The sequence below is a fragment of the Streptomyces sp. NPDC048353 genome (assembly GCF_055587165.1).
The window spans coordinates 584,739-600,600 of sequence record NZ_JBVJGU010000003.1 but is presented as its reverse complement, the minus strand read 5'-3'; the positions used below and the strand labels follow the sequence as shown (position 1 = coordinate 600,600).

Below are 15,862 nucleotides of genomic sequence, written 5' to 3'. Positions count from 1 at the left end.
GGTTACGGTGCTCCCATGCCCGCACTCGATCCCGGCCGCACCGCACTCGTTCTCGTCGACCTGATGGAACGCATCGTCGCGCTGCCCCTCGCCCCCCGTCCCGGAACGGACGTCGTCGCCGCCGCGACCCGGCTCGCCACGACCTTCCGCGCCGCCGGCGCCCCCGCCGTCCACATCAGGGTGGAACGGCCGAACATCGACACCCAGCCGCCCGGCAGCGACCTCGTCCCCGCGCCCGTCCACGACGGCGACCGCGTGGTCGTGAAGCGCACGATCGGCGGGTTCCACGGGACCGGGCTCCACGAGCTCCTGGCCGCGCGTTCCGTCACCACGCTGGTCTTCGGCGGCATCGCCACCAACCTCGGCGTCGAGTCGACCGCCCGCGCCGCCTGCGACCTCGGCTACGACGTCGTCTTCGCCGAGGACGTCATGACCGCCTTCACGGCGGAGGAGCACCGCGCCTCCGTCACCCTCGACTTCCCCCGCCTCGGCACGGTCGCCCCGGCCGCGGACATCACCCTGGACGGACCCGCGTGAACCGGGTCCCGATACGTTACGGCGCCCGCCCCTGCTCCCTGGTCGTCTGCCGGGGCTGCTGCTGCGGCGACGCCCGCAAGCACCCCGGCACCGACCACGCCGGCCAGCTCGCCCGGCTGCGCGAGGCCGCCGCGGCCTCCGGCGGCCGGCTGATCGTCCGTACCAGCGACTGTCTGGGCCCGTGCGCACAGGCCAACGTGGTCGTGGTCCAGCCCTCCGCCGAGGGCCGCCGCCGGGGCGGCCGGGCCGCCTGGATCGGCTGGACCGCCGACGACGACTGCCTCGACGACATCCTCGCCTGGACGGCGGCGGGCGGCCCCGGAGTCGCCGACCCTCCGGCCACCCTCACCCTCCAGATGATCGAGCCCCCGAAGAACTGACGCCCGGAAGGGACGGGTCCGGGGGCGCGGGGCGGCACGAGGGGGTGCGCCGACCGCCGGGCCGCCGCTCCCTCGGGTCGCCGGGTCTTTGCGCCCGGGGCCGCCGGGTCGCCGTTCCGCCGGTGCGGCCACGGGACCCCCGCGGCGGCCCCGCTCTGCCCCGGTCAGCCCCGGGGGGCTTCGGCCCCGAGGGCTATCCGGTGCTCACCCGCGTACACGTTCATGTCCGGGCCGCGCAGGAAGCCGACCAGCGTCAGCCCCGTCTCGGCCGCCAGGTCCACGGCCAGCGAGGACGGTGCCGAGACCGCCGCGAGGACCGGGATCCCCGCCATCACCGCCTTCTGCGCCAGCTCGAACGAGGCCCGGCCCGACACCAGCAGCACGGCCCGGTCCAGCGGCAGCCGGTCCTCCCGCAGCGCGCGGCCGATCAGCTTGTCGACCGCGTTGTGGCGCCCCACGTCCTCCCGTACGTCCAGCAGCTCCCCGTCCTCGGTGAAGAGCGCCGCCGCGTGCAGACCGCCGGTCCGGTCGAAGACCCGCTGCGCGGCCCGCAGCCGGTCGGGGAGGCCGGCGAGCAGCTCGGGCGTGATCCGGACCGGGGGAGCGTCGGCGATCGGGTAGCGGGTGGTGGTCCGCACGGCGTCCAGGCTGGCCTTGCCGCACAGCCCGCACGACGACGTGGTGTACACGTTCCGCTCCAGGGTGATGTCCGGGAGGGTGACACCGGGAGCCAGCCGCACGTCCACCACGTTGTACGTGTTGCCGCCGTCCTCCGTGGCTCCCGCGCAGTACACGATGTTCCGTACGTCGGAGGCGGCGCCGAGCACCCCCTCGCTCACGAGGAACCCGGCCGCCAGGGCGAAGTCGTCTCCCGGGGTGCGCATGGTGACGGCGAGCGGCTTGCCGTCGAGACGGATCTCCAGCGGCTCCTCGGCCACCAGCGTGTCGGGGCGCGTGGTCACGGCCCCCGCGCGGATCCGGATGACGCGCCGTCGCTCGGTGACCCGTCCCATGGTGGCCCCACCCATTCTGTGCGTGATCGGAGAACCGCACCGGCCCTCGCCGCGGAGGTAGCCGCCGGCCGCCGGGTCGTCGCGCGACGAGGTGGTGACCTCGACGGTCTCATTGTCCTGCACGCCGCACCGTGAGGTCGCGGCCCGCCCGGACGGCGGTCTCACGGGGCAGAAGCCGCCCCGTCCGTCCCTCCTCGCCCCACCGGCCCCGACCGGCCCCGTTGTCACGGTCTCCCAACAGGTACGGGCGATTATTGGTGGTTTACGTGTCCTGTTACCCATCAGTCGCTGGCAAGACTGGGTGGTTCCTGCTTGCACCACGCACCACGCACCACTCGAACCCAAGGGGGTCCCGGGCATGACGGGCACTCGAATCGCCGCGCTCGGGCACTACCAGCCCGCCAAGGTACTGACCAACGACGACCTGGCCGCGCTGGTCGACACCAGCGACGCCTGGATCAGCAGCCGGGTCGGCATCAGGACCCGCCACATCGCCGGCCCCGAGGAACCGGTGGACGAGCTGGCCGCCCACGCCGCCGGCAAGGCCCTGGCCGCCGCCGGGCTGGGCCCCGCCGACATCGACCTGGTCCTCGTCGCCACCTCCACGGCGATCGACCGGTCGCCCAACACCGCCGCCCGGGTGGCCGCCCGGCTCGGCATGGGGTCGCCCGCCACCATGGACCTCAACGTCGTGTGCGCCGGCTTCACCCACGCGCTCGCCACCGCCGACCACGCCCTGCGGGCGGGGGCGGCCCGCCGGGCGCTGGTCATCGGCGCCGACAAGATGACCGAGGTCGCGGACTGGACCGACCGCACCACCTGCGTCCTCGTCGGCGACGGCGCCGGGGCGGCCGTGGTCGAGGCCACGGACGACGGCCAGGAGCCGGGCATCGGACCGGTGCTCTGGGGCTCGGTCCCCGAGATGGGGAACGCCGTCCGGATCGAGGGCACCCCGCCCCGCTTCGCCCAGGAGGGCCAGTCCGTCTACCGCTGGGCGACCCAGCGGCTGCCCGCGCTCGCCCGCGAGGTCTGCGAGCGGTCGGGCATCACGCCCGAGGACCTCGCCGGGGTGGTCCTCCACCAGGCCAATCTGCGGATCATCGAGCCGCTCGCCGCCAAGATCGGCGCCGTCAACGCGGTCGTCGCCCGCGATGTCGTCGACTCCGGCAACACCTCGGCCGCCTCCATCCCGCTCGCCCTCGCCAAGCTGGTCGAGCGCGGTGAGCTGCCCTCCGGCTCGCGCGCCCTGCTCTTCGGCTTCGGCGGGAACCTCTCGTACGCCGGGCAGATCGTCCGCGTCCCGTAGGGGGTGTGGCCGGCCGGTGTGGCAACCGGCGGAGTCCCGCTCCCGTTCGGCGGAGCCCGGTGGCGGGGTGCCGGGGGCGCATCTAGCTTCGATCGGGGTGAGGGTCGTCCCGCGCCGCACACGGAATCCGTCCGTAGGCGCCCCTCGCGTGACCGGGAGGCCGCCGTGCGCGCCGTACATGTCGCTTCCGCCGCCCTGCTCGTGACGCTGGCCGTCCCGCTCGGCGCGGTCGCGGCCCTCGCCGACGAGGGCACCGGGAACGACATCACGTCCTTCGCCTTCGCCGTCACGCCCTCGAGCGTGGCGCCGGGCGGCACCGTCACCCTCACCTCCGAGGGGTGCGAGGTCCCGTTCGTGACCGCCGAGTCCGGTGTCTTCGACACCGTCACGCTGGACGAGGGCCGCACGGGCACCGCCACCGTCGACGCGGAGGCCAAGGTCGGTGCGGCGTACGACGTCACCTTCGACTGCGAGGGCGAACGGGGGACGACCTCCCTGACCATCGCAGCTCCGGCCGGCGGCCCCACGACCGGCGGGCACACGGCCGGCGGGCCGACGCCGGACACCTCGGCCCCGGACGCCCCGACGCCTGACGCCCCGGCCCAGGACGATCCGGCCCTCGACGTTCAGGCCCCCGAGGCGCCGACGGCCGGAGGGCACGTCCCCGCCGGTCAGGCGACCGGCGGTCACCCCACGCAGGGCGGATCCACCGGCGGCCAGGTCGCCGGAGCCCATCCCTCAGGCTCCACCGGATCCCACCCCGCCGGCACCGCCGCGGACCACGGGGTCCGGGCCGGCTTCGGCGGCGCCGACGGCCGGCTCGACACCGCCGAGGTGGTCGCCGGCGGCGTGCTGATCGCGGGCGCCCTCGGCGGAGCCGCCTGGCTGACGCTCCGCCGCCGCCGCGCCGACGGACCCGCCTGAGCGGGGACGTCGGGACCCCGAAACGGCCCCTCCGCCCGGGGTGACGAGGCCCGCGGCGGAGGGGCGCCCCCTCCGCCGGTCCCGGAGCGGAGACCACCCGAGAAGTCAGAGCCGGAACACGGACACGGAAGAAGGGAAAAGAGCGGTCGTGCGGGGAATCAGCGGTCCGGCGCCGGGGGCGGGCCCGGGCACGCGCGGCGCCTGGGGCGTCGTGGTCGTCGTCCTGCTCGTCGGCGTCCATCTCGTACGGGCGGGCACGGCGGAGTACCGCGCCGGCGGCCCGCCCCGGCCCCTCCCCGCCGCGGCCCCCGGCCACGTCGCGGCAGCCACCCCCGTACGGGCCCCGGCGCCCCTGCCCGCCTCGCCCCCCGAGCGGCTGCGTGTCCCCGCCGCCCGCATCGACGCGCCCGTCACGGACGTCGGCCTGGACGCCGGGCGGTGGATCGCGACCCCGCCGGCGTACGAGAAGAACCTCGTCGGCTGGTTCACCGGCTCCGTCACCCCGGGTGCACAGGGCACCGCCGTCCTCGTCGGCCATGTCGACACCCCCGACGGCAAGGCCGTCTTCTTCGAACTCGGCTCGCTCACCCGGGAGCGCAGGATCGAGATCACCCGCGTGGACGGCAGGACCGCCGTCTTCTCCGTGTACGGCGTCGAGACCGTCCCGAAGGAGAACTTCCCGGCCGCCCGGATCTACCGCGCCACCGGACACCCCGAGCTGCGCCTGATCACCTGCGGCGGGAGCTTCTCCCCGGAGAAGGGGTACGACGGCAACGTCGTCGTCTCGGCCCGTCTGGTCGCCGTGCGCTGATCCGCACCGGGAACCCCGCTCGGCGGCAGACCGAAGCCCCAAGACTCCTTTGTCCTCAGTCAGGAAAAAGTCGCACCGGTTGCTGCGCAACTTCTTCCCACTCCAGGACGCCGCTGCTACGTTCCCCTCGAAAGCGCGACGGACAGCGCCGCGTACGGCGCGACGCACGCCGACGGTTCCGACTCGGGAGGGGCGCGTGAGACGCATGACGGCACGACCCGCCAACGCGCACCAGGCGCGACTGCTCCGGCTGTTGCGCGACGGAGGCCCCCACTCCCGCGCCCAGTTGGGCGACCGGGTCGACCTCTCCCGTTCCAAGCTCGCCGTCGAGGTGGACCGGCTCCTCGACACCGGCCTCGTCGTCGCCGACGGCCTCGCCGCCTCACGCGGCGGACGCCGTTCGCACAACATCCGGCTCGCCCCCGGACTGCGCTTCCTCGGCATCGACATCGGCGCGACCTCGATCGACGTGGCCGTCACCAACGCCGAGTTGGAGGTCCTCGGGCACCTCAACCACCCGATGGACGTCCGCGAGGGCCCCGTCGCCGTCTTCGAGCAGGCCCTGGCGATGGCGGCGAAACTCCGCGCCTCGGGGCTTGCCGAGGGCTTCGACGGCGCCGGCATCGGCGTCCCCGGCCCCGTCCGCTTCCCCGAGGGCGTTCCGGTCGCGCCGCCGATCATGCCCGGCTGGGACGGTTTCCCCGTCCGGGAGGCGCTCAGCCAGGAACTCGGCTGCCCCGTCATGGTCGACAACGACGTGAATCTGATGGCGATGGGGGAGCAGCACGCGGGCGTCGCCCGGTCGGTCGCCGACTTCCTCTGCGTCAAGATCGGGACGGGCATCGGCTGCGGCATCGTCGTCGGCGGCCAGGTCCACCGCGGTACGACGGGCAGCGCGGGCGACATCGGGCACATCCAGGTCGAACCGGACGGCCGCCCGTGCGCGTGCGGCAACAAGGGCTGCCTGGAAGCGCACTTCAGCGGTGCCGCCCTCGCCCGCGACGCCGAGGAGGCGGCGCGCGCGGGCAGGTCGGAGGAGCTCTCCGTCCGCCTGGCGGCCGCCGGCCGGCTCACCGCCGTGGACGTCGCCGCGGCGGCCGCGGCCGGAGACGCCACCGCGCTCGACCTCATCCGGGCGGGCGGCGACCGGGTGGGTCAGGTCATCGCCGGACTCGTCAGCTTCTTCAACCCCGGTCTGGTGGTGATCGGGGGCGGGGTCACCGGCATCGGTCACACCCTCCTCGCCAGCATCCGCACCCAGGTCTACCGCCGGTCCCTGCCCCTGGCCACCGGCAACCTCCCCATCGTGCTGGGCGAGCTGGGTCCCGCCGCCGGAGTGACCGGCGCGGCCCGCCTCATCAGCGACCACCTCTTCTCCCCGGCGTAGAACCGCCACCGGCGCCGCACCTGCCCGCCGCACCTGCCCGCCGCACCTCGTCACCTCACGTACCTCGTCACCTCGCGTACCTCGTCACCTCAGCCACCCCCGTACCTCCCGCCCGCACCCCGTCACCTCCCACCCGCTCAGGCGCAACCCGCGTCCGCCGAGGGGAACTTCGTCATGGCACCGCACCCGCCCTCACCGCCCCCGCCTCCACCACCGCTGCTCACCATGTCCGGCATCACCAAGTCCTTCCCCGGCGTCCGGGCCCTGGACGGCGTCGACCTGGAGGTCGCCGCCGGAGAGGTCCACTGCCTCCTCGGCCAGAACGGCGCGGGCAAGTCCACCCTCATCAAGGTCCTCGCCGGCGCCCACCAGCCCGACGGCGGACGGATTACCTGGTGCGGCGAACCCGTCCACCTCCGTTCTCCGGCCGCCGCCATGCGCCTGGGCATCGCCACCATCTACCAGGAGCTCGACCTGGTCGAAGGGCTCTCCGTCGCCGAGAACGTCCACCTCGGCCACGAACCCACCACCGCCGGCTTCGTCGTCCGCGCCCGCGTCGCCCGTGCCACCGCCGCCGCGCTGCTGCGGCGGCTCGGCCACCCGGAGATCGACCCGGCCCGGCTCGTCGGCGAACTCTCCGCCGCCCAGCGGCAGATCGTCTCCATGGCCCGCGCGCTCTCCCACGACGTCCGGCTCATCGTGATGGACGAGCCGTCGGCCGCCCTCGACCCCGACGAGGTCGAGAACCTTTTCCGTATCGTCGCCGACCTCACCACCGAGGGCGTCGCCGTCGTCTACATCTCCCACCGCCTGGAGGAGATCCGCCGCATCGGCGACCGCGTCACCGTCCTCAAGGACGGCCGGGCCGTGGCCGGCGGTCTGCCCGCCGGATCCACCCCCACCCGGGAGGTCGTGGCGCTGATGACCGGCCGGAACGTCGAGTACGTCTTCCCCGCCCGACCGGCCGGGCCGGCGGCCGGCGCACCCGTCCTCCAGGTCCGGGGCCTCGCCCGCGCCGGCGAGTTCGCGCCCCTCGACCTCGACCTGCGGCCGGGCGAGATCGTGGGCCTCGCCGGACTCGTCGGCTCCGGCCGCTCCGAGATCCTGGAGACGATCTACGGCGCCCGCCGGCCCACCGCCGGCCGGGTCCTCGTCGACGGCCGTCCGCTGCGCCCGGGCAGCGTGCGCGCCGCCGTCCGCGCAGGGCTCGGCCTCGCCCCGGAGGAACGCAAGGCGCAGGGCCTGCTCCTGCTGGAGTCCGTCACCCGCAACGTCTCCGTCTCCTCGCTCGCCCGCTTCTCGCGCGCCGGCTGGATCGACCGCGCCGCCGAACGCTCCGCCGCCCGCACCGCCACCCGCGAGCTCTCCCTCAGGCCCGACAACCCCGACGCCCCGGTCCGCACCCTCTCCGGCGGAAACCAGCAGAAGGCCGTCCTGGCCCGATGGCTGCTGCGCGGCTGCCGGGTCCTGCTGCTCGACGAACCCACCCGGGGCGTCGACGTCGGAGCCCGCGCCGAGCTGTACGCCGTCATCCGCCGGCTCGCCGACGACGGTCTCGCCGTCCTTCTCGTGTCGAGCGAGGTGCCGGAGGTGCTCGGCCTCGCCGACCGGGTCCTCGTCCTGCGGGAGGGCCGGGTCGTCCACACGGCGCCCGCCGGTGACCTCGACGAACACCGCGTACTCGACCTCGTGATGGAAGGGAGCCCGACGGCATGACGCTGTCCACCGCCAAGACGCCCGTGCCCGCGCAGGAGGGCGCCGGCCGCGGGCCCGGCCTCCGGGCCGATGTCCGCACCCTCTCCCTGCTCGGGGTCCTCGCCGTACTGATCGCGGTCGGCGGCCTCACCAGGCCCGACGAGTTCCTCGCCACCTCCAACCTCCAACTCGTCCTCACCCAGGCCTCGGTGATCGGCGTCGTCACGGTCGGCATGACCTTCGTCATCACCAGCGGCGGCATCGACCTCTCGGTGGGCGCCATCGTCGCCCTCGCCTCCGTCTGGGCGACCACGCTCGCCACCCAGGAGTACGGTTTCGCCGGCATCCTCTTCACCGCCGTCGTCGTCGGCACCGGCTGCGGCCTGGTGAACGGTCTCCTCATCGCCTACGGCCGCCTGGTGCCGTTCATCGCCACGCTGGCGATGCTCGCCTCCGCCCGCGGCCTCGCCCTGCAGATCACCGACGGCCGCACCCAGATCGTCACCGTCGACTCCGTCCTCGACCTCGGCATCCCCGACGCCTACGTCCTCGGCGTCCCGCCGCTGGTCCTCGTCTTCGCCGCGGTCACGGCCGCCGGGTGGCTGCTCCTCAACCGCACCACCTTCGGACGCCGCACGGTCGCCGTCGGGGGCAACGCCGAGGCCGCCCGCCTCGCCGGCATCGACGTCCGCCGCCAGCGGCTCTACCTCTACCTGCTCTCCGGGCTGTGCTGCGGCATCGCCGCCTTCCTTCTGATCGTCCTGTCCGGCTCGGGCCAGAACACCAACGGCAACCTCTACGAACTCGACGCCATCGCCGCCGCGATCATCGGCGGCACCCTGCTCACCGGCGGGCGCGGCACCATCGTCGGCTCCGTCCTCGGCGTCCTCGTCTTCACGACGATCACCAACATCTTCGCGCTCAACAATCTCCAGAGCGACGTCCAGCAGATCGCCAAGGGCGCGATCATCGTCGCCGCCGTCCTGGTCCAGCACCGCACCCTGCGCCACGGCGAGCCCTGACCCACCGCCCCGGCCTCCCCGCCGCTGCCCCCGAACCCCGAACCCCGAACCCGAACCCCGTAACGCCCTCACCCCCGAAGGGATCCCTCGCCATGCCAGAAACCAGCCGCAGAGGACTGCTGTTCGGCACCGCCGCCGTCTCCGCCGGCGCCCTGCTCACCGCCTGCACCAGCAACGAGCCCAAGAGCCAGGCAACGGCCGCGAGCAACGCCCCCGCCGCCGACGACAAGCCCGGCACCCCCGTCACGATCGGCTTCGCCGGTCCCCAGGCCGACCACGGCTGGCTCAACGCCATCAACCAGAACGCCAAGAACCGGGCGAAGACGTACGCCGACGTCACCCTGGAGATCACCGAAGGCTCCAACGACACCGCCGCCCAGATCGGCCAGATCCAGACCCTGATCAACAAGAAGGTCGACGTCCTGGTCATCCTCCCCGCCGACGGCAAGGCGCTCACCCAGGTCGGCCTCCAGGCCATGAAGGCCGGCATCCCCGTCGTCAACCTGGACCGGGTCTTCGCCTCCCCGCAGGCGTACCGCTGCTGGATCGGCGGCGACAACTACGGCATGGGCCTCAACGCCGGCCGCTACATCGGTGAGAAGCTCAAGGGCAAGCCGGACGCCACCGTCATCGAACTGGCCGGCATGGACAGCCTGGAGCTGACCCGGCAGCGCACCCAGGGCTTCGACGACGCCCTCAAGAACTACCCCAACATCCGCAAGGTGGCGCGTCAGGCCGCCGACTTCACCGTCGAGTCCGGGCAGGCCAAGATGGCCCAGCTCCTCCAGGCACAGAGCTCCTTCGACGCGCTCTGGAACCACGACGACGACCAGGGCGTGGGCGCGCTGCGCGCCATCGCCCAGGCCGGCCGCAAGGACTTCCTCATGGTCGGCGGCGCCGGCGCCAAGTCCGCCATGGACGCCATCAAGGCCGACGACAGCGTCCTCAAGGCGACCGTCCTCTACCCGCCGACCATGGCCGCCTCCGCCATCGACCTGGCCCGCGCCCTCGGCCAGAAGAAGGGCGTCGGAGGCCTGTCGGAGCTGGAGATCCCCGCCTCCCTCACCCTCTACTCCGCCGTCGTCACCAAGGACAACGTCGACGAGTACCTGCCCACCGGCTTCAACTGACCGGGCCCGCGCCGCACACCGACACCGCGCGCCGCACACCGCACGCCGTGCGGCGCAACACGAGACGGAGGAACCGTATGGAACAGCCGGAGAACGGGGCCGCGCCGCCGCCCCTCGGCGTCGGGATGGTCGGGTACGCCTTCATGGGAGCCGCCCACTCGCAGGGCTGGCGCACCGCGGGCCGCGCCTTCGACCTGCCGCTGCGCCCCGTCCTCGCCGCCGTCGCCGGCCGTGACGCGGCGGCCGTCCGGGCCGCCGCCGACCGGCACGGCTGGGCGGCGGCCGAGACCGACTGGCGGGCCCTCGTCGCCCGCGACGACGTGCAGCTCGTGGACGTGTGCACCCCGGGCGACAGCCACGCGGAGATCGCCGTCGCCGCCCTGGAGGCGGGCAAGCACGTCCTGTGCGAGAAGCCGCTCGCCAACTCGGTCGCCGAGGCCGAGGCCATGGTGGCCGCCGCCGACGCGGCGGCCACCCGCGGCCAGGTCGCCATGGTCGGCTTCAACTACCGCCGGGTGCCCGCCCTGTCGTACGCCCGCCGGCTGATCGCGGACGGCAGGCTCGGCGCGCTGCGGCACGTACGGGTCACCTATCTCCAGGACTGGCTGGTCGACCCCGCCTTCCCGCTGACCTGGCGCCTGGAGCGGGAGCACGCGGGCTCGGGGGCGCTGGGGGACCTCGGGGCGCACGCCGTCGACCTCGCGCAGTACCTGGCGGGGGAGCCGCTGGTCGGGGTGTCGGCGCTCACCGAGACCTTCGTCCGGGAACGCCCCCTGCCCGCCGCGGCGGCGGCCGGTATGTCCCGGGGCCCCGGCGCCGGCGCGTACGGCGCGGTGACGGTGGACGACGCGGCGCTGTTCACCGGGCGGCTCGCCTCCGGAGCGCTCGCCTCCTTCGAGGCGACCCGGGTGGCGGCGGGCCGGAAGAACGCCCTGCGCCTGGAGATCAACGGGGAGAAGGGATCCCTCGCCTTCGACCTGGAGCGGCTCAACGAACTGTCCTTCCACGACCACACCGAGCCGGCCGGCACCGCCGGCTTCCGCCGCATCCTCGTGACCGAGCCCGGCCACCCGTACCTGGAGGGCTGGTGGCCGCCCGGACACGTACTCGGCTACGAACACACCTTCGTCCACCAGGCCCGCGACCTGGTCCTCGCCATCGCCTCCGGCGCCTCCCCGGCCCCGTCCTTCGCCGACGGGCTCCAGGTCCAGCGGGTCCTGGCCGCCGTGGAGGAGAGCGCGGGCAAGAACGCCGTCTACACCCCCGTACCGACGTAAAGGAGGCCGTGCCGTGCCCCGTCCCTTCACCCTCTTCACCGGCCAGTGGGCCGATCTGCCCCTGGAGGAGGTCTGCCGGCTCGCCCGCGACTTCGGCTACGACGGCCTCGAACTCGCCTGCTGGGGCGACCACTTCGAGGTCGACAAGGCGCTCGCCGACCCGTCGTACGTCAAGGGGCGGCGCGCGCTCCTGGAGAAGTACGGGCTGACGTGCTGGGCCGTCTCGAACCATCTGGTCGGCCAGGCCGTCTGCGACCACCCGATCGACGAACGGCACCAGGCGATCGTCCCCGCCCGGATCTGGGGGGACGGCGAACCGGAAGGGGTACGGCGCCGGGCCGCCCGCGAACTCGCCGACACCGCGCGGGCCGCGGCGGCCCTGGGCGTCGACACCGTCGTCGGCTTCACCGGCTCGTCGATCTGGCACCTGGTCGCGATGTTCCCCCCGGTCCCGGAACGGATGATCGAGCGCGGCTTCGAGGACTTCGCGGACCGCTGGAACCCCATCCTGGACGTCTTCGACGCCGAGGGCGTCCGCTTCGCGCACGAGGTCCACCCCAGCGAGATCGCGTACGACTACTGGACCACCCAGCGCGCCCTGGAGGCGGTCGACCGCCGTCCGGCGTTCGGCCTGAACTTCGACCCGAGCCATTTCGTCTGGCAGGACCTGGACCCGGTCGGGTTCCTCTGGGACTTCCGCGACCGGATCTACCACGTCGACTGCAAGGAGGCCCGGCGCCGGCTCGACGGCCGCAACGGCCGGCTCGGCTCGCACCTGCCCTGGGGCGATCCACGGCGCGGCTGGGACTTCGTTTCCGCCGGGCACGGCGACGTGCCGTGGGAGGACGTCTTCCGCATGCTCCGCTCGATCGGCTACGCCGGTCCGATCTCGGTGGAGTGGGAGGACGCCGGCATGGACCGGCTGACCGGCGCCCCCGAGGCCCTCTCGGTCCTCAGGCGATACGACTTCGATCCCCCGTCCGCCTCCTTCGACGCGGCCTTCGGCGGCGAGCACTGACTCCGGTGTCCGCGAGGGCGCTACGCCGCGTACGTGCCCCGTGACGGCTCGTACAAGCACCGCCCCACCCGCCGCCCGTGGGGGGGCCTGCGGGCCCCCGCACGTCACTGACCACGGGAAATGCCGGTGAAACGCACCCCGAACCCCTGGTAGAGTTATCCATGTCGCCGCGGGGAACACCCCGGAGCGACAGACACCTGGTCCGGGTGGCGGAATGGCAGACGCGCTAGCTTGAGGTGCTAGTGCCCTTTATCGGGCGTGGGGGTTCAAGTCCCCCCTCGGACACCACACGAAAGTGCCGGTTGAGATCACTCTCGACCGGCACTTTTCGTTGCCCGGAAGACTCCGTGCTTCCACGACCTACGCCCGACGTGCCACCACCAGGCGGCAGTGCGGGCTCCCGTCCGGCCGGCGGCCCAGGGACTCCATCGGCAGCAGGTCCACCGAGAAGCCCGTCCGCTCCAGGTTCGCGCGGACGTCCGCCAGGCGGAACGTGCGGTAGTACATGACGAACGGCGGCCGCCGCACCGCGTTGCGCACCCGCATCACCCCGTCGAAGCCGAGCAGCGTCCAGTACGGCAGCGAGCCGACGCGCGGCGGGGCCGGCAGCGGGAAGGCGAACGTGCCGCCCGGCCGGAGAACCGCGTGGACCTGGGCGAAGAGCGGCCGCTGCTCGCGGGGGAGGAAGTGACCGAAGGCGCCGAAGCTGACCGCCAGGTCGAAGGCCCCGGCGAACGGCAGCGCCAGCGCGTTCGCGCGCACCAGGGCCGCCTCCGGATGGGCGCGGCGGGCCTCGGCCAGCATCCCCGCGCTGAAGTCGACCCCGGTGATCCCTTTCGCGCACACCGACCCGAGGACGGAGAGGCCGGCGCCCGTGCCGCAGCACACGTCGAGGCCGGTCCCGAAGGGGCCCAGGGGTCGGAGCGTGTCGCTCACCGCGGCCAGCAGCCGGTCCGAGGTGCGGAACGGAGTCTCGTCGAAGGACGTCGCCAGCAGGTCGTAGCCGCGCTCCACCGAGGAGAGCGCCTGCACCATCAGCTCACGGGCTGTCGGGCCCTGGGGGGAGAACATGTGCCGACACTACGCCGTCGGCCGGCCCGCCCGGCGGCGGCCAGGAGGGCGCGGTGCCCGTCAGCTGGCAGGCGAGCAGATAGAGGGGGATCGGCGGGGTGTACGGCGAGGTGCCGTCGGGATGGTGGATCAGCCGCGGACCGCGGTCGGGGATCTCGGCGCCCGGGGCGTAACAGGCCGGCATCGGCCACCGGAGATCCAGGTCGGAACCGGCCGGCACGAGCCACCACCACCAGTCGGTGTCCGCGTACACACAGCCCTTCGCGGGCAGCCGGGAGAGCACCCGGAAGCCGTAGCGGGCCGGGACGCCCACGGCGTCGCAGCCCAGCGTCGTACGCAGCTGCGGGGGAACCACCAACCGGGTCGAACCGGCGTCCGGGGCGCGGCGGGCTCGCGGCGTCAGCAGCGTCGCCATCGACCTCAGCACGGCTGCCCCGTGCCGTGGGCCAGCTCCGCCCAGACGATTCTGGCCGTCCCGTGCCCGGTGCTGTCCGCGCCCCACGCGTTGCACAGGGCGTCCACCAGGACGAGCCCCCGGCCGCGCTCCTCCTCGCCGCAGTCGCGTATCCGCGGATCGGCGGCCCCGCCCTCGTCCCGTACCGCTATGCGCAACCGCGCCTCGCCCTCGCGCAGTTCGCAGACGACCCGGCTGCTCGCGGTGTGCACGACGGCGTTGGTGACCAGCTCGGAGACGATGAGCGTGACCGTGTCGCGTATCTCCGGATCGCAGCCCCAGAGGATGAGGCGCTCTTCCGCCAGTCTGCGGGCGCGTGCCACGGCCACGGTGCGGGCAGGAAGCTCGAAGGCGAAACGGCGGATGTCGTGCGAGCCCGAGGAGCCCAGGGGAGGGGTGGCCGTGTGCGAGGTGTCCGTGCGAGGGGTGTCGGTCCGTGGGCGCTGGGTCGTGACGCGGGGGCGCAGAAGGCCTGAGGGGAGCGCGTTACCAGAAGCCACGACCGGTTCCTCACAACAGTGGGTAAGCAGTGCCGTACGTCGCCCCCACCGCGGCGGCGCGCGGCAGCAGCGCGTACTGGTTCACCGGAACACTCTGCTCCCGAAGCGAACACTTGGCAAGTGGCACTCTGAAAATTGCAGAGTGCTGTGTTCTCTCTGGCCGTCTTCATGGCACACTCGGTCCCAACAGCGCGTCGGGGAGGTCTGAGAGTGAGCGAGCCGCGGTCCGCCCCCACGGTGGGACAGGTCGTTCTCGGCAAGCGACTGCAGGACCTGCGCGAGCGGGCCGGCCTGAAGCGGGAAGAGGCGGCCAAGGTCCTCCGGGTCGCCCCGGCCACCATCCGGCGGATGGAGACCGCGGAAGTCGCGCTGAAGATCCCGTACGTCCAGCTGCTGCTGAAGGCGTACGGCATCACGGAATCCGAGGCGGAGGGATTCATCGCCCTCGCCGAGGAGGCCAATCTCCCCGGCTGGTGGCAGCGGTTCCACGACGTGCTGCCCGGCTGGTTCTCCATGTACGTCAGCCTGGAAGGGGCCGCGAGCCTCATCCGGGCCTATGAACCACAGTTCATTCCCGGTCTGCTCCAGACCGAGTCGTACGCCCGTGCCATTCTGCGCAGCGGGGCGGTGGGCGGCAGCAATGCCGAGGACATCGAACGTCACGTGGCCCTGAGGATGGAGCGGCAGTCCCTGTTGACCAGGGACGACGCCCCGACGTTCTGGGTCATCATGGACGAGACGGTGCTCCGCCGACCGGTCGGCGACGGGCCCCAGGTGATGCGCGACCAGCTCGACCGGCTGCTCGAAGCGTCCGAGCTGCCGAACGTCACCCTGCAGATCGCGGAGTTCGCGTCCGGCCACCACCCCGGCACCTACGGACCGTTCGTCCTCTTCCGCTTCGCCATGCCCGAACTCCCGGACATGGTCTACAGCGAGTACCTGACCGGCGCGGTCTATCTCGACGCGCGCCCGGAGGTGGCTTCCCATCTCGAGGTCATGGACCGCATGGCGGCCCAGGCCGCGACTGCACAACGTACGAAGGAGATCCTCCGGGATCTCCGCGAGGAGCTGTGAATGGATCGCATATACAACGGCATGCCCGCCGCGGATCTCGGTGCCGAGGGATGGCACAAGCCGTGGAGCGGCGGGAACGGGGGCAACTGCGTGGAAGCCATGAAGCTGGCCGACGGCAGAGTCGCCGTGCGACAGTCCGCAGACCCTGAGGGACCCGCGCTCATCTACACGCACGGAGAGATCGCCGCCTTCATTCAGGGGGCGAAATCAGGTCAAGCCGACTTTCTGTTGACCTGACCCCTTCCATCACACCCCTACCGTCG

The 15,862-nt window shown here is 73.1% G+C and carries 17 protein-coding genes and 1 tRNA gene; 14 read left to right on the top strand and 4 right to left on the bottom strand.

The window, feature by feature from the left end:
• Nucleotides 1-15 precede the first annotated feature (15 nt).
• Entirely contained in the window at nt 16-537 is a 522-nt protein-coding gene (locus tag ACZ6RC_RS12975) for an isochorismatase family protein (RefSeq protein ID WP_469581856.1), read from the top strand.
• On the top strand, nt 534-917 hold the full coding sequence (locus tag ACZ6RC_RS12970; RefSeq protein WP_469581853.1) for a (2Fe-2S) ferredoxin domain-containing protein: 384 nt from the start codon (nt 534-536) through the stop codon (nt 915-917). The genes ACZ6RC_RS12975 and ACZ6RC_RS12970 overlap by 4 nt, the downstream gene beginning before the upstream one ends.
• A 164-nt stretch (nt 918-1,081) precedes the next feature.
• Here ACZ6RC_RS12970 and fdhD read toward each other — a convergent pair whose 3' ends face one another.
• A complete protein-coding gene (fdhD, locus tag ACZ6RC_RS12965) occupies nt 1,082-1,930 on the bottom strand; it encodes a formate dehydrogenase accessory sulfurtransferase FdhD (protein WP_469582844.1) in 849 nt (282 codons plus the stop codon).
• 358 nt (nt 1,931-2,288) lie between these two features.
• On the opposite strand from fdhD, the gene ACZ6RC_RS12960 reads away from it, so the two are divergent.
• The 10 genes from ACZ6RC_RS12960 (at nt 2,289) to ACZ6RC_RS12915 (ending at nt 12,788) form a co-directional block, all read left to right on the top strand.
• Entirely contained in the window at nt 2,289-3,236 is a 948-nt protein-coding gene (locus ACZ6RC_RS12960; RefSeq protein ID WP_453611553.1) for a beta-ketoacyl-ACP synthase III, read from the top strand.
• 165 nt (nt 3,237-3,401) lie between these two features.
• Complete coding sequence (locus ACZ6RC_RS12955; protein WP_469581848.1) at nt 3,402-4,160, top strand: hypothetical protein; 759 nt, start codon at nt 3,402-3,404, stop codon at nt 4,158-4,160.
• Between the two features lie 148 nt (nt 4,161-4,308).
• Nucleotides 4,309-4,971, top strand: coding sequence for a class F sortase (locus ACZ6RC_RS12950; protein ID WP_469581844.1), 663 nt, complete (start codon nt 4,309-4,311; stop codon nt 4,969-4,971).
• A 205-nt stretch (nt 4,972-5,176) separates the two neighbouring features.
• Entirely contained in the window at nt 5,177-6,358 is a 1,182-nt protein-coding gene (locus ACZ6RC_RS12945) for an ROK family transcriptional regulator (RefSeq protein ID WP_469581840.1), read from the top strand.
• Nucleotides 6,359-6,532: 174 nt separating this feature from the next.
• Entirely contained in the window at nt 6,533-8,074 is a 1,542-nt protein-coding gene (locus tag ACZ6RC_RS12940) for a sugar ABC transporter ATP-binding protein (RefSeq protein ID WP_469581837.1), read from the top strand.
• Nucleotides 8,071-9,075, top strand: coding sequence for an ABC transporter permease (locus ACZ6RC_RS12935; protein ID WP_469581834.1), 1,005 nt, complete (start codon nt 8,071-8,073; stop codon nt 9,073-9,075). Before ACZ6RC_RS12940 ends, ACZ6RC_RS12935 begins: the two co-directional genes overlap by 4 nt.
• A 92-nt stretch (nt 9,076-9,167) precedes the next feature.
• Complete coding sequence (locus tag ACZ6RC_RS12930) at nt 9,168-10,205, top strand: substrate-binding domain-containing protein (protein WP_469581831.1); 1,038 nt, start codon at nt 9,168-9,170, stop codon at nt 10,203-10,205.
• 77 nt (nt 10,206-10,282) lie between these two features.
• A complete protein-coding gene (locus ACZ6RC_RS12925; protein ID WP_469581828.1) occupies nt 10,283-11,482 on the top strand; it encodes a Gfo/Idh/MocA family protein in 1,200 nt (399 codons plus the stop codon).
• Nucleotides 11,483-11,495: 13 nt separating this feature from the next.
• The gene (locus tag ACZ6RC_RS12920) at nt 11,496-12,500 is read left to right on the top strand and encodes a sugar phosphate isomerase/epimerase family protein (RefSeq protein WP_469581825.1); all 1,005 of its coding nucleotides are present in this window, start codon (nt 11,496-11,498) and stop codon (nt 12,498-12,500) included.
• A 200-nt stretch (nt 12,501-12,700) separates the two neighbouring features.
• Nucleotides 12,701-12,788 (top strand) — tRNA-Leu (locus ACZ6RC_RS12915).
• Nucleotides 12,789-12,860: 72 nt separating this feature from the next.
• Here the strand turns inward: ACZ6RC_RS12915 and ACZ6RC_RS12910 are convergent.
• Genes ACZ6RC_RS12910 through ACZ6RC_RS12900 form a run of 3 tightly spaced genes read right to left on the bottom strand, consistent with a single transcriptional unit; the run spans nt 12,861 to nt 14,525 of the window.
• Complete coding sequence (locus ACZ6RC_RS12910) at nt 12,861-13,571, bottom strand: class I SAM-dependent DNA methyltransferase (RefSeq protein ID WP_469581822.1); 711 nt, start codon at nt 13,569-13,571, stop codon at nt 12,861-12,863.
• Nucleotides 13,540-13,986, bottom strand: a complete 447-nt coding sequence (locus tag ACZ6RC_RS12905) for a hypothetical protein (protein ID WP_469581819.1) — start codon at nt 13,984-13,986, stop codon at nt 13,540-13,542. Before ACZ6RC_RS12905 ends, ACZ6RC_RS12910 begins: the two co-directional genes overlap by 32 nt.
• Before the next feature lie 5 nt (nt 13,987-13,991).
• Nucleotides 13,992-14,525 carry an ATP-binding protein gene (locus ACZ6RC_RS12900; protein ID WP_469581816.1) on the bottom strand — a complete coding sequence of 178 codons (534 nt, stop codon included), beginning with the start codon at nt 14,523-14,525 and terminating at the stop codon, nt 13,992-13,994.
• Between the two features lie 210 nt (nt 14,526-14,735).
• Between ACZ6RC_RS12900 and ACZ6RC_RS12895 the strand changes: the two genes are divergently transcribed.
• Together ACZ6RC_RS12895 and ACZ6RC_RS12890 are read left to right on the top strand one after the other, a co-directional pair.
• Complete coding sequence (locus ACZ6RC_RS12895) at nt 14,736-15,599, top strand: helix-turn-helix domain-containing protein (protein ID WP_469581811.1); 864 nt, start codon at nt 14,736-14,738, stop codon at nt 15,597-15,599.
• Nucleotides 15,600-15,836 (top strand): DUF397 domain-containing protein, encoded by a 237-nt coding sequence (locus ACZ6RC_RS12890; RefSeq protein ID WP_137992288.1) that lies wholly within the window; start codon nt 15,600-15,602, stop codon nt 15,834-15,836.
• Nucleotides 15,837-15,862: the final 26 nt, after the last annotated feature.